Origin of the sequence: Paenibacillus chitinolyticus (assembly GCF_045038035.1) — a bacterium.
Taxonomy (GTDB): Bacteria; Bacillota; Bacilli; order Paenibacillales; family NBRC-103111; genus Paenibacillus_F; species Paenibacillus_F chitinolyticus_A.
In genome coordinates this window covers 3,037,746-3,060,375 of the sequence record NZ_CP173427.1, presented here as the reverse complement: position 1 = coordinate 3,060,375, position 22,630 = coordinate 3,037,746, and the positions used below count along the sequence as shown (strand labels likewise).

The window sequence follows — 22,630 nt, the reverse complement described above, 5'->3', positions numbered from 1 at the left end:
GAGAAAAAAAGAAGCCTCGAATGATTAAAATTCAAGGTACGAAACTACAACGGAGGCGGCAAAACCGAGTATGGCCGCAATAAAAAAGACGGAACGGAAGGCGCGCAGGAGAGGTTTTTTGTCGGGTTTAGGAGAGAAGTATTCCTCGGCGTCCGGAGGCTGTATGTACCTGTCCTCCGTATGGGTCAGATTAAACCTCGTAAAAATGCCGCTGGTGCATCCCCAGATTAACAGGGAAATAACGGAGCCGATAAATAAATCATCGGAAAGAGAGCCGGCCATTCATTAACCTCCTAAAGGCAAATCATTTTTTCCGATTATAACAAAAAAACGTGAGTCCGGTGCTTTATTTTACCAAAAAAAGCCTCCAGAAAGATCTGAAGGCTTACCGAATTCTGCGGACGGACTGATCTCCCAAAGGCGCTCATCGTAAAATGCAGGCGGAGATCATCCCGCCCGATCAGGTAGTGGCGGACTCGCAGGTGGAATTAGACCGGCCGAAGAGCGGGCCATTCCAGCTCAATGCCGGCTTTGGCCAGGTGCGACTGGAATTTGGCCAGTTCGTCAGGATTGCCGCGAAGCTCGCTCGGCGTCATGCCGTTGTCGATGCAGAAGGCCGCGCAGTATCCGGCCGCTTCGCCGATATTCCACTCGACGGGGTGAAGCCGGTAGCAGCCGTTCGTGATATGCGTGACGCCGATGTTTTTGCCCGCGGCCAGCAGGTTGCGCACGCGGACCGGAATGAGGCTGCCGAGCGGGATTTGAAACGGCAGGGACGAGACGTCGATATACGGGCGGTTCTCCGTGCTCGGATGCAGGTCGATGCGATAGCAGCCGATTCCTACGCTGTCCGCGAACGTTTCGGCCCGGCCGTCGGGTCTGCAGGCGGTGGCGACGTGCTGCTCCAGCACGGTAAACTCCGCTTTGATCCGCCGCGACTCGCGGATGTAAGGATACATCGCCAGGCCGTCCTCCGTGCCGACGACATCTTTGCGCAGACGCAGGCCGGGGTAGCCTGTGCCGCCGTCCGGACGGGGCGCTTCCGTCTGCAGCCAGTACAGGAGAGAGAGCGATAGCTGCTTGGCCTGGTACAGATGCTTCTGCTTCTCTTCTTCGGGGACGTCGATAATGGAACCGAGCCAGTAATCGTTCTGCGGCCAGTTGACGAGCGAAATGCTGCTGCGGTAGGTTCCTTCACGGAAGTGCTCCATGTCCGCGATCTGCCGGTACCGGAAGAGGGAGAAGTGTTCCGTCCCCGGAAAAATTTCATACCGGACCGGCTCGTTCGTGGCAGGCTTGACACCCATTAGGCTAAGCAGGCGATCCGGCCAGAAATCCGCTTTGTACGTTTTCCAGAAGTCATACATCTCGGGCTTCTTGATAACGTGATGCTCGCCTTCCAGATAATCCACCGCGAAGCAGTACGTAAAACCCTGCATGTCGCCGGGAAGAGGATCTCCGACTACCGCGTTCGGTTCTCCGGTTTCCGCGTAAGATTCGGCGCCGGTCACATACTCTGCCTTTGCTAACGGCAGCAGATCGCCGCATTCCGTAGCGTCCAGGAAGTAGGGAGCCTTGAGAACAGTCAGCGCGCCGCTGTCCAGGCTTTTCACCTCAACCGATGTAATCGCGTCCCCGTCCGTTTCCGCATGTACCGGAATGTGCCGGAGCAGGATGGTCACTTGACCGCTGTGAACATAAGGCGCCAGCATCTGCTGGAGAACGGCCAGTGCCGTTCTCGGTTCATGGCACAACCGGCTTACGGAGCCGCTGCCCGGATTAAGCTCCGTTATCGCTTTGGCTTCAGGCTTCATCGGGAAATAATCCCGGTAATAATTGCGGACACCTTCGCGGAACCTGCGGTATGTACGGGTGCAGCCGAATTTCTCGATCCACGGGTGTTCGTCGGGGGGGACCGCCTGACTGGTGAGCTGTCCGCCGATCCACACGGTTTCCTCGGTCAGGATAACGCTTTTACCCGACTCGGCTGACGCTAGCGCTGCGGCGAAACCGCCGGTTCCTCCGCCTATAATGACGACATCGGCTAGTTGAATGGGTGTCATGGGGTTTAATCTCCTTTGGTTTGGACAAGGTGGTTGAAATTTTCATAGCTTTTACGGATTCCTTCGGCTTCGTCTCCGGTTCCTTCATATTCGAGGACATAGGCGCCGTTATACCCGGCTTCCTTGAGCCTCGAAACGATCGCGTCGAGCCGGACGTCCCCTTCACCGGCGAAGACACCTTCATACGTTTTACCGCTAAGTGCTTTATATCGTCCTTCGGGTGTCTCGGCAAAGTCCTTAATATGTACATGCCCGATGTGAGGAAGAAGAACTTCCAGCGCATGGAGCGGTTTCTCATCTACGAGCAGAAAGTTTCCCGTATCGAAGGTCGATTTCAGGGCAGGCGAGTCGACTCGTTTTAAAATCTCCAGCACCTGATCCCCTTTACCGGCGAGCTTGCCGTGATTTTCCAGACAGAGGGTCATGCCCGCTCGTTCAGCTAAAGCCGCCGCTTCCCCAAGGCCGGATACGATCCACTCAAGAGCGGAATCGAACGTATAGGCGTCGGACATATTTCCCGAGAAAACTCGGACAACCGACGTGCCCAGCCTGTCTGCCGTCTCGATCCCGTCTTTTACAACGCGCAGCGCTTCGGCTCTTTCGCCGGGAGTTCCTTTTACGAAATCGTTGCCGACGGCATAGCTGGACAAGGTTATTCCGTTTTCTTTCAAGTAGGCAAGAACCGCCGGAATTTCGGCTTCTTTGTCTTTCCAGAAGACATCCAGAAGCTCGACCTGGCCGATGCCTTCCTGCTGACAAAAAGTGAGAAAATCCAGGACGGTTCCCTGATTTTCACGGGTTGTTCGGTGCATGCTCCACATGCTTAAAGACAGCTTCATCAAGACGTAACCTCCAGGTTGACGGGCCCGCTGCGGGGCGAATTTATTTTATTGTAAAAGGAGAGCCTCCCTCTTAGTAGGTCAATGTCATGACCATTTCTGGTAGTTTGATGCCGACCTTGCGGACTGCCTCTCCCGGTTCCCGCGGAAATTTCCGGGAACCGGGAGAGAGTCCAAAACAAAAGTTACTTGCTGCATAAGATATCCTATCCCAAACAAAGAAAGGGTGTTGACGAATGGGTTACGGAGGAGTAGGCTTCGGCCTCGGTACTAGCACAGCGGCTATTCTGGTTCTCTTCATTCTGCTGGTCATTATCTCCCGCACTTTCTTGTACTAGACGAAACTCAATGATCGGAATCCCTGCCGGCCAGGCAGGGATTTTTTTGTTTGTGGCTTTAGGCGCAAGCTTTCTACGGTAAGGATCGATGCGGAAGATCATGTAATATTTTCTCATCGCGATTTCGGTTTGGCTTTATCTGAAACGGGTTACTAAGTAGAAGAGTTCATTTCCTGAACAAATCGAAGGAGGTTGTCCGATGAAAAATGACGATCAGCGCAAACCTGTAAACGAACAAAGCAAAGATAAACAGCTTGAGCCGTACAGGGTGGATGACACCGGGCAGAAGCTGACAACCAACCAGGGACTTCGGATCAGCGAGGATGAGCACTCCTTGAAGGCCGGGGTGCGCGGGCCGACTTTGATGGAAGATTTTCATTTCCGGGAAAAAATGACTCATTTCGATCACGAGCGTATTCCGGAGCGTATCGTACACGCAAGAGGATTTGGAGCACACGGTTATTTCCAGGTATACGAACCTATGACGGAGTATACAAAAGCGAAATTTCTACAGGATCCATCCGTAAAAACGCCCGTTTTTGTCCGTTTCTCAACGGTTGCCGGGTCGCGCGGCTCAGCAGATACCGTCCGGGACGTCCGCGGCTTCGCTACGAAATTTTACACGGAAGAAGGCAATTACGATCTCGTCGGAAACAATATGCCCGTCTTCTTTATTCAGGACGCCATGAAGTTTCCGGACTTTATCCATGCCGTCAAACCGGAGCCTCATAATGAAATTCCGCAGGCCCAATCTGCGCACGATACATTCTGGGACTTCGTGACTACCAATACCGAGACGGCTCATATGGTCATGTGGGCGATGTCGGACCGATCGCTTCCGCGCAGTTTCCGGATGATGGAGGGCTTCGGAGTACATACGTTCCGGTTCGTAAACGAACAGGGCAAAGGGCATTTCGTCAAATTCCACTGGAAACCGCTCCTGGGTGTGCATTCCCTGGTTTGGGACGAAGTGCAGAAGCTGGCGGGTAAAGATCCCGATTTCAACCGCCGGGATTTGTGGGATGCCATTGAGACGGGCAACTACCCGGAGTTCGAATTCGGTGTTCAGATTATCAAGGAAGAAGACGAATTCATGTTTGACTTCGACATCCTGGATCCGACCAAGATCTGGCCGGAAGAACAGGTTCCGGTGAAAATCATCGGTAAAATGACGCTGAACCGAAATACCGACAATTTCTTCGCGGAAACCGAGCAAATCGCTTTCCATCCGGGACATGTCGTGCCGGGGATTGATTTTACGAACGATCCTCTGCTTCAGGGTAGACTGTTTTCATATACGGATACCCAGCTTTCCCGGTTGGGCGGTCCGAACTTCCACGAAATCCCGATCAACCGGTCGGTTGCTCCCGTGCATAACAACCAGCGGGACGGCATGCACCGGATGACGATCAACCGCGGTCCGGTCAGCTATCATAAAAACTCGCTGGCAGGCAATTCTCCCGAGCCCGCATCCGAAAAAGAAGGCGGCTACGCTCACTACGCGGAGAAGGTGGAAGGCCGCAAAATCCAGGCGCGCAGCGACAGCTTCAAGGACCATTTCAGTCAGGCGACCTTGTTCTGGAACAGTATGTCTGACGTGGAAAAGCAGCATATCGTGAACGCGTTCCGGTTTGAGCTCGGTAAAGTGAAAACCAAAGAAATCCGCCAGCGGGCCGTCGATATGTTCAGTGAGGTGAGTGTGGATCTGGCGAAGCGGATTGCCGCAGGAATCGGCGCCAAAGCGCCGGAAGGCACTTCCGACACCGGCGTGACGCTGTCCTCTCAGGCACTTAGCCAGATGAATACGGTAAAAACGCCTCTGACCCGCAAAGTAGCCGTGCTGGCCGGCAACGGTTTCCGCGGCAAAGAAGTGAGCGGCATGCTCCAATCGTTGAAGGCGGCCGGTCTCGTGCCGGAAGTGGTCAGCGTACAGCTCGGCACGATCGTTTGCGACGGCGGAAATCCGCTGGAAGCGGATCATTCCCTTCTCACGGCCGATTCGGTGCTGTTTGATGCCGTCTATATACCGGGGGGACGTCAAAGCGCCGATGAGCTTCTGGCGGATTCCAAAACGGCGGACTTCATCAAGGAAGCCTTCCAGCACTACAAGACTATAGGCGCCGTAGGTGAAGGCGCGGAGCTTCTTGCCGCAGCGGGAATCGCCGGATCGGCTGCCGGTAGTATGCCGGCAACGGCCGCGCCGGAAATTCAGCCGGGCGTGCTGACGGCGGATCGCGCGGACGAAGCAGCCGGCTTCAGCCGTGATTTCGCGGCTGCCGTCGCACAGCATCGGCACTGGAACCGCAGCCTGCAATCGCAGGCGAAGTAAGGCGAAGGAAGCTCAGCTTCGGCAAAGCCTACCTTGCAAGACCCCTGACAATTCAGGGGTCTTTTTGCTTTTGTTTGTCAGGAGGGTAATGAAAATAAAATTTTAGCTTGCCAAAACTAATGGCATTAGTTATTATAAAACTAACAAGATTAGTTTTGAGAAGCGGAGGAATATTTCAATGAAAATAACTCGTGAAGGCGATCTTTACCAACTGGCTTTTTTACCCCGGATGTTTCCGGTAAACTGTTACCTGGTGGAAGAAGAGGACGGATTAACGCTCATAGACGCGGCGATGCCTTTCAGTGCCAAAGGCATTATGAAAGCGGCCGGCGGAATCGGCAAACCGATTAAACGGATCGTCCTGACACATGCGCATGAGGATCATGTCGGCGCTCTCGACGAACTCAAGCGTCAACTGCCCCAAGCGGAGGTGTTTATCTCCGCACGTGACGCACGCCTGCTTAAGGGAGACGCGAGTCTTGACCCGGACGAGCCTCAGCTGCCGGTGCGCGGGGCCGTTCCGAAGAAAGTAACGACCGTTCCCGACGTGCTGCTGAAGGAAGGTGACCGGATCGGTTCCCTGCTTGCTCTGTCTACACCGGGTCATACGCCGGGTTCCATGAGCTTCCTCGATGTCCGCAGCAATGCCGTCATCGCGGGCGATGCCCTGCAGCTCAGAGCGGGGATAGCGGTTTCGGGTCAAATTAAACTGCTTTTCCCGTTTCCGGCTCTCGCTACCTGGAACAAACACGAAGCGCTGGAAAGCGTCAAAAAGCTTCGCGGCTATTCGCCGGCTCTGCTTGCGGTCGGTCATGGAGCGATGCTGTCCGATCCCGCCGCCAAGCTGGATCTGGCCATTGCCGCTGCCGAACGCAATCTCGCCGACTCGCTAAACGGAAGGAGTTCTCATTAAAATGTCACCCAGAATCGGTCTCGATGAACAAACGCTTCTCAGGGCGGCTGCCGAGCTGGCCGACGAGCAAGGTTTTGAAGCCGTCACCTTGGCTTCGCTTGCACAGAAGCTCCATGTGCGTTCGCCTTCTTTGTACAATCATATTGAAGGACTGGGCGCTCTGAGAGCCAAGCTTGCTTTCTACAGCCTGTCCATCCTGTACGATGATTTGGCGGCTGCCGTCGAAGGATTGGAAGGCGATGAGGCTGTCTATGCCTTGGGAGCGGCTTACGCGGCCTACGCACGCAGACATCCCGGACTTTACGAAGCGACTCTCCGCGCACCCGACCGGCAGGAGAACGAGCTGGAGCGTGTTTCGTCCGAAATTGTCGGCCTTATCGTCGGCGTACTCCGGTACTACGGGCTGGAAGGGGATGCGGCTATCCACGCGACAAGAGGGCTTCGCAGCATTTTGCACGGCTTCTCGTCCATCGAGCGTTCCGGAGGCTTCGGAATGGCGCTTTCGGTGGAGGTGAGCCAGAAGCTCCTTATCTCAGCTTTTCTGGCCGGCATTCACGTGATGAAACAAGAAGAAACCGGGCGGCCGAATCCCGCTGCCAAATAGAAAGTTCTTCCTGATGCGGCCGAATCCGATCCGTATATCCGCTTTTTAAAGAGGAGCCTGCAGGGCTTCTTTTTAATTTCCAGTAAAATGGATGTAATTCTCCCTCCATGATGCGAATGTCCCCCTTGTGGAAAACGCTTCCATATTCAAAAATAGGATCATGGCTTCTGTGCCCGCACCGGTATAAGCTCTTTAATTTTCGGGAGTTTTTATACAATTTACAGGAAAGGAGACGAAGAATCTTTACGCCTGCCAGGGAAGGCAAGGACCGCACAAAACTTAAATAGTGGAAGGAGTTATTTTATGCACGCAACGCAAGCGTACGGTAAGAAATTACTCCCATTGCTGCTGCTGGTCACTTTATTGCTCAGTTTACTTCCCCTTTATCCCTCGACATCATCGGGAGCGGCCGCCCAATGGGCGCCGAACACGGCTTACAAAGCGAAAGATCTTGTTTCCTACAACGGTGTCACGTACGAATGCCTGCAGCCCCATACTTCCTTGAACGGTTGGGAGCCTCCGAACGTGGCTTCGCTGTGGAAAAAAGCGGCGGACCCTACACCGAGTCCCAGCCCAAGTCCAAGTCCCAATCCGAGCCCCAGCCCTAACCCGAGTCCAAGTCCTAATCCAAGCCCAAGTCCAAGCCCAAGCCCAGGCCCAGGCACGGGAGCTCCCGCTTGGCAGGCCGGAACCGCCTATAAAGTAGGCGATCTCGCATCTTACAACGGCAAGACGTATAAAGCCCTTGCAGCTCATACCGCCCTTGTCGGCTGGGAACCGGCTACGACGCCGACGCTCTGGAAGCTCGACACGTCGGATCCGACCAAGCCTGAACCGACGACGCCTTTCTGCGCGCCGGATTGGAGCGCTTCGAAAATTTACGCCAAAGGCAAAATTGTCGGTTATAAAGGAAAGGCATACAGAGCCATTTCCGACGTACACGGCATTGCGCCGGACGACACCACTTACAACATGTGGGAAGTAGCCGGCAAAATCAGCAACGATCTTTGTCCGGTGTCCATCCCGAACAACATAGATTACGGCACGGCGAACCCGGGAACCGGCAACACCAACGTCGGTAAAATTAACCCGACGGGCGCAATCAGCGCCGGACATCCCGTCTCCGGAACGGGAACGGGCGGCACCAAAGGCGGCATCGATCCCGCCACCGATCCCGGCGGCAACCATCCCGGCTTTGACGCCGATACGGGCGGACGTGTCGCCAAGCTTCCGTCCGGCACCCTGCCGCTGCAGCACAATACCTACGAAATGAGCGCCGGCCAGGAAGTCGTCGAGTACCTCGGTGACTGGGCCATCTACGGCCGCCGGTTCGATTTCAGCAAGCTTCCGGTCAAGAACGTGAACCGGCTTGTCTACGGCTTTGCGGGCGTCTGCTTCCCGGCTGCCCAGAACACGCAGGACCCGGGCTTCCCGACCACCGCGCCGGCATCGGTTAACAGGACGTGCAAGCAGAGCAACCTGCCTGACGGAGCGATGGCTATCGCGGATTTTGAAGCCGCTTTCTTGCGGACGCTTCCCGGTCAGACGGGCGGCAAAATCACGGGAACCGAGAGCATGTACGACCTCGATCCGAACGATGTCGCAGGTGTCTTCGGTGCGCTCTACCAGCTCCGCAAAACGAACCCGAACCTGAAGCTGGATCTCTCCGTAGGTGGCTGGACGCTGAGCGAAGGCTTCCCGTGGATGGCTTCCGATACGACGCGCCGCAAAGCGTTCGTCGATTCCGTCGTCCGCTTCCTGGAACAGTTCGGCTTTGACGGCGTCGACATCGACTGGGAATATCCCGCTTCCGACGGTGCCGTCATAGGGATGGCTCGCAAGGACGATCCCGAGAACTACATCAAGCTTCTGAAAGAACTGCGGGCCGGCCTCGACTGGCTCACCAAGAAAACCGGCAAAGAATACCGCCTGTCGAGCGCGATCCCGGCTACGGAAGAAAAACTGGCCAAGATCGACTGGGCCGAAGCGAGCAAATACCTCAACCGTCTCTACGCAATGACCTACGATCTGAGCGGAGCCTGGGAACGGGAGCTTGGCCATCACACGCCGCTGTATCCCAACCCGAACACCAAGGACCCGGTAACGGGCAAGCACACGGATCAGTCTCTGGATACGACTGTCAAGCTGCTTAAAGGATACGGCGTACCGGCTAATAAAATCATGATCGGCATCGCCAACTATCACCGCTCCAAAGCGATGAAAAACGGAGACATTACGGAATACACGAACGGTTTAATCGGTAAATCGACGTTCGGGGACCTGGCCTGGAAAGGCAAAAGCCTCATCCTCGGTATCGCCGGCGTAGGCTCATGGGAAGCCGGAGTCGTCGAAGGGTACGACCTTTATCAGAATTACCTGGATAAAGATCTGAAGCCTAAGAACGGCTATAAGCTTTACACCGACAAAGCGGCCAACGCCGATTATCTCGTGAATCCGATCGGCTCGTTCATCACCGTCGAAACGCCGCGCACTGTCGCGCTTAAGACGCAATATGCAAAGGACAACGGGCTTGCCGGTATTTTCGGATGGCAGATCGAGCAGGACAACGGCTATAACCTCAACGCGCTGAACCATATCCTGGGCAATAAGCTGGTCAGCGATGTTTCGGACGGCAAGCCGAAAGATCAGATTGCGGTGTGCGGACAGAACGTTACCGCCGCCGAATGTGATCAGCTTAACGCGAGCTTGAAAAAGTAAAGGAACAAGTACGGCTTCCGTGACATTCCGGCGATCCGGCCGGTTAACCCGGAAAGCTAAGTTTTCATAAGCAGTGGCTGCGGACCCTTCTGCGGATGTCATCTTTCGGACACCGTCGGGAGGGTTCCGCACGTCCGCCTGACGAAACGATTCCTCATCGACCGTGTTTTTGCTATAATAGGTGAAACTAGCAAAGGCTGACGCACGCAGTTGTAAGCGTGTGCACCTAACGGAGACGAGGGAGCATACGGCTGATGTTGACGATACGCAATTTGACCAAGAAGCTGACCACGGGACAGGAGATCCTTTCCAAAATATCGCTACAAATCGACGAAGGCGAGCTGATCGGGCTTGTCGGCGCAAGCGGGAGCGGAAAAACGACCCTGCTGAAGTGCATCGCTTTGAAAGACAAATGGGACGACGGCCAGTTCATTTATAACGACCGGGACATTACGTCGCTCGGCATTACCGAGAAGTTCAAACTGAAGCGGGATTGGGCGTTTATCGAAGAAAGCCCGGCGCTGGACCGGAAGCAGACGGCCGTCAAGAACGTGCTGAGAGGACGGTTTTACGAAAAGTCCGTCATGCGGGTGCTAACCGGCACGAATGCCCGGGACGAGCATGTGCTTGCCATGGACTATCTGGAGAAAGTCGGCCTGCTCGATAAAGCCGAGAAGAAGGTCGAAGATTTGAGCGGGGGAGAGCGGCAGAGAGTTTCGATCGCGCGGGCGCTCGTGCAGGGCGCGAAAATTGTCATTGCGGACGAGCCGGTATCCGGTCTCGATCCCGAAGCCGCCAACGGCGTGCTCAAAGATTTGCGCGAGCTGTGCAAGCGGGAGAAGGTAACGGTCGTCTGCTCCCTGCACAACGTGGAGTTCGCGGAGCGGTATGCCAGCCGCATCTGGGGCCTCGCCGGAGGGAAGATCGTCCTGGACATCGCGGGCCGCAAGCTCTCCTCAGTGGAGCGCGCGAAAATTTTCGATTGATATTTTTCGACATTCCTTTGTAAAAAAGATAGGCAAACAAGGATTATCCGTGATACAATTCCTTTTAATGCAGTAAAACGGCAACGCACTTGATAGAAGCGGGAGGAATCATAGATGGCTAAACAAGGCATGAGAAGCGATATGATCAAGAAGGGGTTCGACCGGGCGCCGCACCGCAGCTTGCTGCGAGCGGCCGGAGTGAAGGAAGAGGATTTCGGCAAACCGTTTATCGCGGTGTGCAACTCTTACATCGATATCGTACCGGGACACGTTCATCTGCAAGAATTCGGTAAAATCGTTAAGGAAGCGATCCGCGAAGCGGGCGGCGTTCCGTTTGAATTCAACACGATCGGCGTGGACGACGGCATCGCCATGGGCCACATCGGCATGCGTTATTCCCTTCCGAGCCGCGAGATTATCGCCGATTCCCTGGAGACGGTCGTTTCCGCGCACTGGTTCGACGGCATGGTTTGTATCCCGAACTGCGACAAAATCACCCCGGGCATGATGATGGGCGCCCTGCGCGTCAACATTCCGACCGTATTCGTAAGCGGCGGTCCGATGAAAGCGGGTAAAGACAGCAACGGCCGTTCGATTTCCCTGACTTCCGTATTCGAAGGCGTCGGCGCCTACCAGGTCGGCAAGATCGACGATAAAGCTCTTCTTGAGCTTGAACAATACGGCTGTCCGACTTGCGGCTCCTGTTCCGGCATGTTCACGGCTAACTCCATGAACTGCCTCTGTGAAGCGCTTGGACTGGCTATGCCGGGCAACGGCACGATTCTTGCCGTATCTCCGGAGCGCAGAGAGTTCGTGAAACAGTCCGCGACGCAGCTTATGGAGCTGATCAAGCTCGATCTGAAGCCTCGCGACATCGTTACGATCGATGCCATCGACAACGCGTTCGCCTTGGATATGGCCATGGGCGGATCGACGAATACCGTTCTTCATACACTGGCTCTCGCTCATGAAGCGGGATTCGAATATCCGATCGAGCGCATCAACGAAGTGGCAAATCGTGTGCCGCATCTGTCCAAAGTCGCTCCGGCATCGGACTGGCACATCGAGGATATCCACGAAGCCGGCGGCGTGAGCGCGGTTATCAACGAGCTTCTCAAAAAGCCGGGCGCCATTAAAGGCGACTGCATGACCGTAACCGGGAAGACGCTGGCCGAGAACGTGGCGGGCGCCGAGATTTTGAACAAAGAAGTTATCCATACGCTGGATAACCCGCATTCCGAGCGTGGCGGCCTTGCCGTTTTGTTCGGCAACCTGGCGCCGAACGGCAGCATCATCAAGGTCGGCGCGGTGGACCCTTCCGTAGGCGGACGCCATGTCGGACCGGCCATCTGCTTTGACTCCCAGGACGATGCACTGTACGGCATCGCTAACGGCAAAGTCAAAGAAGGCCACGTGGTGGTCATCCGCTACGAAGGCCCTAAAGGCGGCCCCGGCATGCCGGAAATGCTTGCTCCGACTTCGCAGATCGTCGGCATGGGCCTCGGCGCCAAAGTCGGCCTGATCACGGACGGCCGTTTCTCCGGCGCATCCCGCGGGATCAGCATCGGCCACATTTCGCCGGAAGCGGCCGAAGGCGGACCGATCGCCTTCGTTCAGGACGGCGACATCATTGAACTGGATTTGATCGAGCGCAAAATCGAGCTGAAAGTGAGCGACGAAGAAATGGAAGAGCGCCGCAAAGGCTGGAAAGAGTTCGAGCCGAAAGTGAAAACCGGCTACCTCGCCCGCTATTCCAAGCTGGTAACCAACGCCAGCACAGGCGGCGTCATGAAGATCTAATCGCACTTATTTATATCAATCGCACGCGCTGCACTCTTAAAGCGCAAACCGGACATGGAAGAGCCCCGTTGCTAAACGGGGCTCTTTTTTTAGCGGTATTTTTCGCTATTCCAGATCTTCTGCTCATCCGAGTGAGAAAAGGGGAAGAGTAATTAGATAAATGAAAGAGGCCGACTTTGTCGACCTCTTTTTTTGTGTCGCTATATCGGTAAGAAATTACTTTCTCATAACAGGGATCCAAATTTCGCTTCTGTAGGTCGGGGAACTGGTGTCTTTGCTTTCGTTCCACAAGATCTCGGGTCCATTCGACGCCTCGTAGCCGGAAGACGGAAACCACTCGGCATAAATGCGGCCCCAAATATTTTGAAGCGTCTCGGGGAAAGGCCCGACTGCTTCGAACACCGCCCAGGTAGAAGAGGGCACTTCCAACTTGGACAGGTGATCCGGGCAGTCCGCAGTAGTTGCTGCACCGATATAATGATCAAGTTCCCCGTACTCCAGACGTCCTTCCGAGAAGTTCACGGATGCGCTGATCAGCCCGGAAGGCTCCACGTTTGACAATGATTTCAGCAGCCAAATCGTTTCCATATTCAAATTCTCCCACATAGCGGCTATCTCCGGGTTAACCCCGTTATAGATCAAGGGTACCCTTTTTTTCAACCCGACGATCCGGAATGCATTCTTTTCGACCAAACGATAATTCATTTCGCTTCCTCCCTGTATCGTTAATTGGAAGGTCATGCGCGGGTAAGCTTTCAAAGATTGCCCGCGAGTACGCGCTTCGGAAGGATTAATCCCGTGTAGACTGAGAAATGCCCTCGCAAAAGAATCCGAAGAGCTGTAGCCGTATTTAACGGCCACATCCAGCAGTCTGAGGTCCGTGTCGGCGAGCTCGAAGGCTGCAAGCGTAAGACGCCTGCGGCGGATATACTCCGAAAGCGTAACTCCCGCAAGGGTCGAAAACATCCGTTTGAAATGATACTCCGAGCATACCGCGAGTCTGGCGACTTCTTTGAAATCAATGTCATTCGCAAGATTTGCTTCGATGTACGCAAGGGCACTGTTCATCTTCTCAAGCCCGTTCATACTCATGACCTCCTTTCAACTTTACATTAGCAGAACCGAAACTCCCGCATCCGACAATTCGTGCACCGTATTGCAGGGAGGCAAAAAGCCGGCCTTCCTTGAAAGGATCGACCGGCTGTAACTCATCCCGACTTTCAGGCTTTCGGCAAAAAGAGCTGAAGCAAATTGCGGTGCAGGGGAGTACCCGTGAAATAAATCCCTCTTGTCTCCGCAAGCAGTACGGCCTGGATCATATTCATAAAATAAAAGGCCAGCTCCCGCGGATCTCCTTGGATAAGTTCACCTTTCTCCTGACCTTCCCGGAAAATACGGGTGAGCAGTTTCAAATTGTCACCGATGCTCGTGCGTACGGAAGTTTTTAGCTGGTCCGACACGGAATCGGAAGTAAGAATCTGATCGGCGACGACCTGGTAGAACACGGCGTCGTCCCATCTTTCGCTGTAGACCTGATCCAGCAGCCAAGTCAGCTTCTCGTAGGAAGAAGCATCCGGCAACTTTTGCGCCTGTTCGAACAGCGCCGTCAGGATGTACAAATTTTTCTCTACGATTGAAATATAAATTTCTTCTTTAGACTGAAAATAGTTATAAATAAGGCCGTGGCTCATGTGGGCTTTATGGGCGATATCCGAAATCTTCGTGGAGCTGAGCCCGTTTTTGGCAAAGAGCTCAACCGCCGCGGATAAAATCTGATCACAGCGTTCTTTACGGATTTCCTGGTCTCTTTCTGGATTTCTCGGCAATCTTTTCACCTCGGTTAAGCATTAAATACCAACCTTATCATAGGAATGAGAGTTGTTCAAAGTCAAGCCTGTCCGGGAAAGTTAACTTATAAAAAAACTTTACAACTTTACAAATTGACTAAAAGTTAATCTGTGCGCTATACTTCTGTAATACAAAAAGAAGCAGTTACCCTTATTTAAGGATAGCTGGAGGGAGAATCCAAATGAGCACAATGAAAAACCGCCGCTCGCCGTTGGTCATCTTGATGATCAATATGTTTATCGCGATGCTCGGTATCGGACTTATTATTCCGGTCCTGCCTGAATTTTTGAAAGAGTTTGGTCTCGGAGGCAAAACAGCGGGCTACCTCGTCGCGGCCTTCGGCCTTACTCAGTTTATTTTCTCTCCGATCGGGGGAGAGTGGTCGGATAAATACGGCCGCAGAATCATGATCGTGTCCGGTCTGGCGCTGTTCACGATCTCTAATCTGCTTTTCGCCATGGCTTCCGAAGTCTGGATGCTTTATGCTTCCCGTCTCATCGGCGGTATCGGTGCGGCTGCCATGATTCCATCTATGATGGCCTACATCGCGGACATTACAACCGATGAGAAACGCGGAAAAGGAATGGGGATGCTCGGAGCGGCCATGTCGCTCGGTTTCGTTATCGGACCCGGCATCGGCGGGTTTCTGGCGGAACTCGGTTTGCGGGCTCCGTTCTACGTATCGTCCGCAGTCGGCGCTTTGGCTATGATCGGTTCCCTGCTTGTTCTGCCGGAATCGTTGTCCAAAGAAGAGCTTGCCGCTAACCGTTCGTCTCAGGTGAAGAAGGAGAGCATCTTTATCCAGCTGGGACAATCGTTCAAAGCCCCGTACTTTATCCTGCTGCTGCTGGTGTTCGCCCTGACGTTCGGTCTGGCTAACTTCGAAGCGGTATTCCCGCTGTTCGTGGATAACAAATACGGCTACACAGCGAAGGATATTTCGATTCTGATTACCGTTGGAGCGTTGATCGGCGCCGTTATTCAGGCGATGCTGATCGATAAGCTGATCCGCCGTTTCGGAGAGAAGAAGCTCATTAACTTGACCTTTATCCTGTCGGCGCTGTGTCTGATTCTGATGCTTCTCTCGGGCAATTTCTGGTATATTCTGGTGATTACGATGCTGTTCTTCACCCTGACTTCCATCATGCGGCCCGCAATCAATACGCTCTTGTCCAAAATGGCGGGAGATGAGCAGGGCTTCGTCGCGGGAATGAACAATGCGTACATGAGCCTTGGAAATATTTTCGGTCCTGCCATCGCGGGTACCCTGTTTGACGTACAAATTAACCTCCCGTATATGTTCGGTGCGGTTATCCTGGTCATTTCTTTCATCATTTCGACCTCCTGGAGCAACAAAAACAAACGCAAGCTGGTTCCGGCCGGCGGATCTAATTAAGAAAACAAACAAAAAACGCCATTACGGCGTTTTTTTGTTTGTCACGAGTGACTTACAGTTTCAAGCTGACGACAAGAACGACCGAAACAATCAGAAACATGAAGACTCCCACCGTGCCGAGGTAGCCGGTTAATTGCACGGAAGTCCCGCCCGCTAGTCCAGCCGTTTGGTCATTTTGCTGCCCAGTACGGCTGTAAAGATAACCGCGAGCAGAATGATCGTGCCTCCGCCTTTTTCCATCACTTGAAGCCAGAACGGTTTTCCGGAGCCGAGGCCCATTTGGAGAATGAGGTAAACACCGCTGAGAAGAACGAGAATCGAGCTGGGGTGAGCGATCCGTCCGAACACACGGATCGTTTTTCCGGCCAGACTGTTTGCATCGGGTGTACCCAGTTGTTTTCTCAGCAAAAGCATGGTGACAAGAATACCGAGCAAAGCACCCAGCCAGCCCAGTAAACCCGTAATATGAAGAAATAACATCAATCCGAACATGTCAAAAGCTCCTCCTGAGTTTAGTTTGTATTATCGGACGAAATGTGATCTGCCACGGTTTCTCGTTTCATCGCGCTGTTCTTGCGCTCCCCGGTAAATACGAGCAGAGCGGGTAGAAGCATACCCCGGACCAGGAACGTATCGAGAAGAATGCCGAGGGCCATCGTCAAGCCGAACAGAAAGAGCTCCTGCAGCGGCTGGGTTATGAGCACCGTGAAGGTGGCGGCCAGAATGAGCCCGGCGGATGAGATTACTCCCCCCGTCAAAGCGACGCCGCGGCTTACGGCTTCTTTCCAAGGGAAGCGTGCCGCCTCTTCTTTGATGCGCGATACGAGCATGATGTTGTAATCGACGCCCAGCGCGATCAGGAATACGAAAGTGTATACCGGCAAACGGTAGCTGATGGAATCATAACCCAGCACGTAATGAAAGATCATCCAGCCGAGGCCGAGTGTGGCCGTGTAGGACAGCAGCATCGTTGCGATCATGGTGAGAGCATGTTTAAACGATCGGGTCTGAATGAGCAGCATAATCGTAATAAAAAGCGTGATCAGAGAGAAAAGAAGAATCGTATCCCGCTTGTTCATATCTCTGACATCGAGCTGCACCGCCGTTTGTCCTGCGTAATGCAGGGTAAATTCGGACGGACTCAGTCCGCTTTTCTCCAGAAGCGCCGGACTGCTGCCGCGGAGCAGACCGATCAGATCGAGCGAAACCGGCTCGTACGGATTGCTGTCCAGCGTCAGCTGCAGTTTCATGGCGGTTCCGTCCGCAGATAACACATTTTTCGGAAGCTGCGCACCGCTTGCGGGTAAGGCGGGCGTAATCTCCGGAGAGACGGCGTTTACCCCCGGCTGATTTTTTAAGAGGCCGGTCAGGGCGGCGGCCTTCTCGTAAAAGGCGGCGTCAAGCGGCAGCCTTTTCTCCGATGTTAAAAGAACCGATACCGGAGCGAGCCGTCCCGGCGGGAATTTGGTTTCAAGAATCTCGAAGCCTTGACGGGACGAAGTACTGTCCGGAAAAGATTTCAAGAGATTAAACGAATTCTTCATCGAAGTAACGGTAAGCGAAGACGCGAGCAGGGCAAGGAGCAGGACGCCTGCCGTTAAACCGGGCCTTCGCGTAACGAATCCGCCCATCGAAGCCCAAAAACCCCTTGTCTTGCCCGGAGAAGATTTCGAAAGCTTTGGAACAAAAGGCCAGAACGCTTTCCGGCCCAGCAGGGCAAAGACAGCGGGGATAAGCGTAAGGCCGCCGAGCATGATAACGGCCATGGCTGCCGAGAAAACGGGCGCAAAATGGTGGTACGGTTTGAAAACGGCCGTAAACAGCGTGAGCATGGCGATAAGGACCGTGCCGCCGCTGAACAGGATCGGCTCAGCCACCCGGCTGAGGGCGCGCTGCATGGCTTCATATTTGTCCGCGGACGTCCGGAGTTCTTCTCTATAGCGGGTTAGTACGAACAAGCAGTAATCGGTCAGTACGGCGAAGAGCAGGATCATCATGATGGACAGTGCCTGTTTGTCGACGAGAAACCAGCCGTATTTCCCGGCAAGGCCGAGTATCCGGTCCACGACCATGTAGACCATACCGGAAATGACCAGAGGGATAACGGCAAGAAGCGGTGACCGGTAAATGATCATGAGAATCACCAGAATCAAGCCGACGGTAGCGAACATGAGGACGAAGTCGGCGTTCTTGAAGAGGGAAGTGGTGTCTGCCGCGATGCCGGCCGGGCCCGTGATCTTGAATTCGAGCGAACCGATTCCCGACTGTTCGACGTGCGTACGGATTTGCTGAAGCCCTTCGTAAATTTGTCCGGATTCCAAATCCTTATGGAAAGCGGCGTTCAGCAGGATTGTCGTTCCGTCATCGGAAAACATCTTGTCCTGGACCGCTTGGGGCAGCGTGTGAAAAGGGAGCGCACCGGCAATCTGCGGCGGTTTGCCGGCGGAGGCCAGCCATTCGCTGATATCGGCGATCTTCGATCGCTCTTCCGCCGTAATCGAATTTTTGCCGTGAAAAACGAGCAGCGCCGTCAAACCATCCTCGGATGGAAACCGCTCATCCATTATTTTTTGAGCTTCTTCCGAAGGCGTTTGACTAAAGGCGCTGCCTTCTCCGCTGCTTACGGCAACTTGTTTAGATCCCGGCGCAGCCAGGCTGAGTGCCACGATTGCGATTATCCATAGGGCGGCGACGATTTTAGCCCCTCGGGGGGAGCTCACGGCGCGCGCGAGTTTGTTCCACGGGTTGTTCATGATGTTCATAACCTCCTGTCCTTATTCTCAAATGAATTGTAGGACAGGATTATGAACGGACGATGAACGGAAGATTACATCTGAGGAAGCCGGACCAGAAATATCGTTCCTTCCCCCGGAAGGCTCTTTGCTTCGATGCTGCCCTTGTGCAAGGCGACGATTTTATGAGCGATGGACAGTCCTAGGCCGCTGCCGGAGCGGGAGCGGTTGCGGGACTTATCCCCTTTATAGAAACGGTCGAAAATATGGGGGAGGTCTTCGGGAGGGATACCCGGTCCGGTATCGCCGATTGAGACGAGGATGTCTTGCTGGTCCTGCCGGACTTGAACGGAGATTGTGTCCCCCGGCCGGGTAAATTTGATGCTGTTGGCAATCAGATTCAACCACACCTGATGCATAAGCTGCGAGTCCGCGCGAATGACCAGTTCGGGAAGATCCAACTGAAGCTGAAGTTCTTTTTCCGTCCACTGCCATTCCGTCGTAATGAAAATTTGGCGGATCTGCTCGTCCAGCCGGAAGGAGGACGGTTTGAGGGCACTCGTCTCTTTGTCCAGAGCGGCTAGCGTCAGAAGCTCTTTGCTGAGGGACGACAGCCGGCGGCTTTCTTCTTCAATAATCCGGAGGTATCTCCGTTCTTCCTCGGGTGTAGCGCCTTTTTCCAGAATGCTCTGGGCAAAGCCTTGAATAGTCGTGAGAGGAGACTGAATTTCATGCGAGACATTGGCGACAAACTCCTGCCGCATCTGATCGAGTTTCCCCAGCGACTGCGCCATTTGCGTAAAATGCCGGGCCAAGTTGCCGATTTCGTCGCGCCGCGTGACGTCCATGTGGATGTTGTAGTCTCCGCCTACGATCTTGTTCGTGGCTTCCGTCAATTTCTGTACAGGCTTAACGATAAAGCGGGTGGAAACAATAATCAGCACCAGACTGAGCAGAAACGTGAAACCGAGCAGAAGCGCCATCAGAATCCGGACTTCTCCGATCTGTTGTTCCAAGTCGGGACGAATGAACAAGGCCATGGTTTTGCCGCCGCTTCGAACCGGAAGACCGATGCTGTTGCGGATGCTGTTCTCGAAGAAACCCGTGACGAGGAGGAGGTGGCGCTCTTCCATTACTCCGTGATAAGTGTCGCCGTTCAGCACGCGGACAATCGTGTCCCGTTCGATCTCCGTATGTTTAAAAGGCGACCCGTAAAAAGTTCCCCGGAGTCCGTCGTCTACCGCGTAAACCTGAAACCCCATATTGGCAATGCGGGTCAAATACTCGTCGAGCCCAAGTCCCGGAATTTCCTCGTACAGGCCCCGGATTTCCTGAGAAATTTTTAAAATCTTCTGTTCGTTATAGTCCCGGAGCTTGGCGGAGTAGTATCCGTTGGAGAAGAGAAGTGCGGCCGCGCTGCTAACCGCGGCGATCAGAAGGAAAGTGATGACGATCCGTACATATAAGGTCTTCATGTGGAGCACACCTCTAATTTGTAGCCGAGGCCCCGTACCGTGGTCAGCACGAAATCGCTCGTTTTCTCGTGAAAACGTTCCCGCAGCCGTTTGATGTGCACATCGATTGTCCGGCTGCCTCCCTCATAGTCGGCCCCCCAAACCAGTTTCAGAAGCTGTTCCCTCGTAAAAATGCGTCCCGGCTGGCTGGCCAGTTGAGCCAGAAGTTCAAATTCCTTGAGCGGAATGACATAGGTCTCTCCGTCCCTATGTATTTCATAGCTCTTGCGATCTATAACGGTCCGGTTCAGTGCGATAACATCCGAGGAAACGAGCTGATACCGACGCAGCAGAGCTTTCACCCGGAAAAGTAGTTCTTTAGGCTCGAACGGTTTTACGAGATAATCGTCCGTACCGGACAAATATCCTTTTTCTTTGTCCTCAAGTTCGCCTTTGGCGGTGAGTAAAATAACCGGGATGTCGTAATAGCTGCGGATTTCTTCGCAAAGCTCCAGTCCGGTTTTACCCGGCATCATAACGTCGATAACCGCGAGATGAATTTGCTCCCGTTCCAGCAGCGCGGCGGCTTCTTCGCCGTCAGCGGCCTCGGATACGAGGTAATTTTCCTTATTGAAAATAAATTGCAGAAGCTCGCGTATATGCGCATCGTCATCGGCAATCAAGAGATGAGTTTTCAAGCTAACACCTTCTTAAAGGGAATGGTTGCTCCATTATTGTACTCGAATCGTGGCGAATGTAAAAATTGACTTAAAATTTGAATAATTCCGTATACCCAGAAAAATAAGGAGAGGAATATGAATGTTTTTGACGAATTAGTTATCTAGGACAAATTTCCTATAACGGTGGCTTTTAGGAGATGAACTGAAAGCGCTTATCAGATAAGCAGAATGGATTGCATAATATATGTTATGTAAACATTAGAAGGCCATCCGGTTATGCCAAAAAGGGGGCATTGCTTACGAATGAATCGGAGACGCTATTGGTGGTTCGGTACGCTTGGAGCTGTTCTGATTTTGGGAAGTTTGACGGGATACTTCGCAATTGCCAGGGAACCCTCGTGGATACAGAAGAAAGAAATACAAAAAGGGGATAAGCTGGGGCCGCTCCAATTGGGAAAAACGTGGAAAGTGACTGCGGGGTCTTCGGCGGCGGTTTCGGTCGTATCTCCACACGAATCGCTGGATTTGACGTTTCCGAAGCTTTCGGGGCTGTTAAAAATCAATCAGGAAGACACGGATCACATAGTCGGTACGGTTGCCGCAGACATGACCTCTCTTTATTCGGAAGATCCTGCCTGGAACGCTAAACTGCGGGACTGGTATTTTTTTAACGTAAAAGCTTACCCGGAAGCCTCGTTCCGGATCGTTAAAGTGGGCGGGTTCGAAAAACCGCTGCTGGAAGGGGAACCTCACCCGCTGACAATCGAGGGCGAATTGACCGTTCGGAATATGACCCAACCGATTCAATTTAAAGGGGAGATCAAGCATACCGGCAGCCGAATGGAACTAAAAGTAAGGTGCAGCGGACTGGAAAATAAAAATTTCGGTATCCCCGAGCTTCTCGAACCGATCTATACGGGGAAAAATATGGCCACGCTTGAAGTGACGCTTATTCTGGAACCTGAAGATCCCGATACCTCTAGACAAAGGCAAGCCGATTCGCACAATTTCCGTGAGATTGGCGCTTGACCCATGCCAACCATCCTCTTCATCCATACGGTAATAGTATCTGGTAAAGGGATAGGGAGCGATGGGTATGAAAATCGATTTGGGATGCGGCCTGCGCAAACATCCCGGTTTTATCGGCATCGACAAAGAGCCGCTCCCCGGTGTTGATCTCCAGTGCGATTTAAACGACGGTATCCCTCTAGAAACCGGTACGGTTGATTTCGTCATGGCCAGCCGTTCGCTGGAATATGTGCCCGATCTTTTGAACGTAATGAAGGAGATTTACCGTGTTTGCCGGCATAAAGCGGTCATCTGTCTGCTTGCTCCATATGCGCATACTTCTTATCATGCGGTAAACCCGAAGTTCCGTTCCTCGTTTGACGAACAGCTGCCACGGTTTTTTACGAACGAGATGTATGTATACGATCCTTTGCGTGAAAACACCTATATGACTGACGTTCCCGCCGGATGGGATAAGGGAGCCAGGGCCGAGATCGATTTAAAGCTGCTGCGCTGCGAATTCTTTTATCTGCCGCAGTATCTGTCTCCCATTTACGATGAAGAAGACCGGCGTATGCTCCGGCAATCCACGCTAAATGTGGTGGACGAAATCTTGTATTATTTCGTAGCCGTTAAGGAGCCGATCTCTCGGCAGGAGCTGGAAGAGCTCGCCCAGGGTACTTACGAAGAGCCGCTTCTTCTGGCGGAGCGCAGAAGGGAAGAGGCCGCCGGAAAGGAAAGCAGGCAGCCGCCGGAAAACACGTTCCGGCATGAGCCAGGCTCCGTCCTTCCCCAGCGGGATCCCCTGCCGGTTCCCCCCAAACGAAGAAAAGGGAGCAAGAAACCGGTGAAAAAGAAACCGTCAGCGCGAAAACGGGTAAAAGGCTTGCGTAAACGGACACAGTGAACCGGAGCAAAGCTT

General features: G+C 53.5%; 19 protein-coding genes. 10 read left to right on the top strand and 9 right to left on the bottom strand.

Annotated features, from left to right (window positions below):
* Positions 1–24: 24 nt before the first annotated feature.
* The 3 genes from ACI48J_RS13790 to ACI48J_RS13780 all read right to left on the bottom strand — a co-directional run bounded on the left by ACI48J_RS13790 (position 25) and on the right by ACI48J_RS13780 (position 2,902).
* On the bottom strand, positions 25–282 hold the full coding sequence (locus ACI48J_RS13790; RefSeq protein ID WP_405078722.1) for a hypothetical protein: 258 nt from the start codon (positions 280–282) through the stop codon (positions 25–27).
* A gap of 206 nt (positions 283–488) precedes the next feature.
* Positions 489–2,063: an FAD-dependent oxidoreductase gene (locus ACI48J_RS13785; protein ID WP_405078720.1), complete on the bottom strand. Its 1,575-nt coding sequence runs from the start codon at positions 2,061–2,063 to the stop codon at positions 489–491.
* A 5-nt stretch (positions 2,064–2,068) separates the two neighbouring features.
* Positions 2,069–2,902 (bottom strand): sugar phosphate isomerase/epimerase family protein, encoded by an 834-nt coding sequence (locus ACI48J_RS13780; protein WP_405078718.1) that lies wholly within the window; start codon positions 2,900–2,902, stop codon positions 2,069–2,071.
* A 236-nt stretch (positions 2,903–3,138) separates the two neighbouring features.
* On the opposite strand from ACI48J_RS13780, the gene ACI48J_RS13775 reads away from it, so the two are divergent.
* From ACI48J_RS13775 to ilvD, 7 genes are all read left to right on the top strand, one after another.
* Positions 3,139–3,240: a YjcZ family sporulation protein gene (locus ACI48J_RS13775; RefSeq protein ID WP_405078717.1), complete on the top strand. Its 102-nt coding sequence runs from the start codon at positions 3,139–3,141 to the stop codon at positions 3,238–3,240.
* Between the two features lie 199 nt (positions 3,241–3,439).
* The gene (locus ACI48J_RS13770) at positions 3,440–5,569 is read left to right on the top strand and encodes a catalase (protein WP_405078715.1); all 2,130 of its coding nucleotides are present in this window, start codon (positions 3,440–3,442) and stop codon (positions 5,567–5,569) included.
* Between the two features lie 178 nt (positions 5,570–5,747).
* The gene (locus ACI48J_RS13765) at positions 5,748–6,482 is read left to right on the top strand and encodes an MBL fold metallo-hydrolase (RefSeq protein WP_405078713.1); all 735 of its coding nucleotides are present in this window, start codon (positions 5,748–5,750) and stop codon (positions 6,480–6,482) included.
* 1 nt (position 6,483) lies between these two features.
* Positions 6,484–7,086, top strand: coding sequence for a TetR/AcrR family transcriptional regulator (locus ACI48J_RS13760; RefSeq protein WP_405078712.1), 603 nt, complete (start codon positions 6,484–6,486; stop codon positions 7,084–7,086).
* A 303-nt stretch (positions 7,087–7,389) separates the two neighbouring features.
* Positions 7,390–9,804, top strand: a complete 2,415-nt coding sequence (locus tag ACI48J_RS13755; RefSeq protein ID WP_405078710.1) for a glycosyl hydrolase family 18 protein — start codon at positions 7,390–7,392, stop codon at positions 9,802–9,804.
* A 254-nt stretch (positions 9,805–10,058) separates the two neighbouring features.
* Positions 10,059–10,790 (top strand): phosphonate ABC transporter ATP-binding protein, encoded by a 732-nt coding sequence (locus ACI48J_RS13750; protein WP_405078709.1) that lies wholly within the window; start codon positions 10,059–10,061, stop codon positions 10,788–10,790.
* A gap of 114 nt (positions 10,791–10,904) precedes the next feature.
* Entirely contained in the window at positions 10,905–12,590 is a 1,686-nt protein-coding gene (ilvD, locus tag ACI48J_RS13745) for a dihydroxy-acid dehydratase (RefSeq protein ID WP_326051681.1), read from the top strand.
* A gap of 216 nt (positions 12,591–12,806) precedes the next feature.
* On the opposite strand, the gene ACI48J_RS13740 is transcribed toward ilvD, so the two are convergent.
* Positions 12,807–13,676 carry a GyrI-like domain-containing protein gene (locus ACI48J_RS13740; RefSeq protein WP_405078708.1) on the bottom strand — a complete coding sequence of 290 codons (870 nt, stop codon included), beginning with the start codon at positions 13,674–13,676 and terminating at the stop codon, positions 12,807–12,809.
* A gap of 134 nt (positions 13,677–13,810) precedes the next feature.
* Entirely contained in the window at positions 13,811–14,425 is a 615-nt protein-coding gene (locus tag ACI48J_RS13735; protein ID WP_405078707.1) for a TetR/AcrR family transcriptional regulator, read from the bottom strand.
* 194 nt (positions 14,426–14,619) lie between these two features.
* Here ACI48J_RS13735 and ACI48J_RS13730 point away from each other — a divergent pair, with 194 nt between their 5' ends.
* Positions 14,620–15,834 carry an MFS transporter gene (locus ACI48J_RS13730; RefSeq protein ID WP_405078706.1) on the top strand — a complete coding sequence of 405 codons (1,215 nt, stop codon included), beginning with the start codon at positions 14,620–14,622 and terminating at the stop codon, positions 15,832–15,834.
* Between the two features lie 153 nt (positions 15,835–15,987).
* Here the strand turns inward: ACI48J_RS13730 and ACI48J_RS13725 are convergent, their stop codons facing one another.
* The 4 genes from ACI48J_RS13725 to ACI48J_RS13710 form a co-directional block, all read right to left on the bottom strand.
* Positions 15,988–16,326, bottom strand: a complete 339-nt coding sequence (locus tag ACI48J_RS13725; protein WP_405078705.1) for a hypothetical protein — start codon at positions 16,324–16,326, stop codon at positions 15,988–15,990.
* Positions 16,327–16,346: 20 nt separating this feature from the next.
* Positions 16,347–18,587: an MMPL family transporter gene (locus ACI48J_RS13720; protein WP_405078704.1), complete on the bottom strand. Its 2,241-nt coding sequence runs from the start codon at positions 18,585–18,587 to the stop codon at positions 16,347–16,349.
* Positions 18,588–18,661: 74 nt separating this feature from the next.
* Complete coding sequence (locus ACI48J_RS13715) at positions 18,662–20,041, bottom strand: ATP-binding protein (protein WP_405078703.1); 1,380 nt, start codon at positions 20,039–20,041, stop codon at positions 18,662–18,664.
* Entirely contained in the window at positions 20,038–20,718 is a 681-nt protein-coding gene (locus ACI48J_RS13710; RefSeq protein ID WP_405078702.1) for a response regulator transcription factor, read from the bottom strand. The genes ACI48J_RS13715 and ACI48J_RS13710 overlap by 4 nt, the downstream gene beginning before the upstream one ends.
* Before the next feature lie 285 nt (positions 20,719–21,003).
* On the opposite strand from ACI48J_RS13710, the gene ACI48J_RS13705 reads away from it, so the two are divergent.
* Both ACI48J_RS13705 and ACI48J_RS13700 read left to right on the top strand, forming a co-directional pair.
* Positions 21,004–21,729, top strand: coding sequence for a YceI family protein (locus tag ACI48J_RS13705; protein ID WP_326051670.1), 726 nt, complete (start codon positions 21,004–21,006; stop codon positions 21,727–21,729).
* A gap of 67 nt (positions 21,730–21,796) precedes the next feature.
* The gene (locus ACI48J_RS13700; RefSeq protein WP_405078701.1) at positions 21,797–22,615 is read left to right on the top strand and encodes a class I SAM-dependent methyltransferase; all 819 of its coding nucleotides are present in this window, start codon (positions 21,797–21,799) and stop codon (positions 22,613–22,615) included.
* Positions 22,616–22,630: the final 15 nt, after the last annotated feature.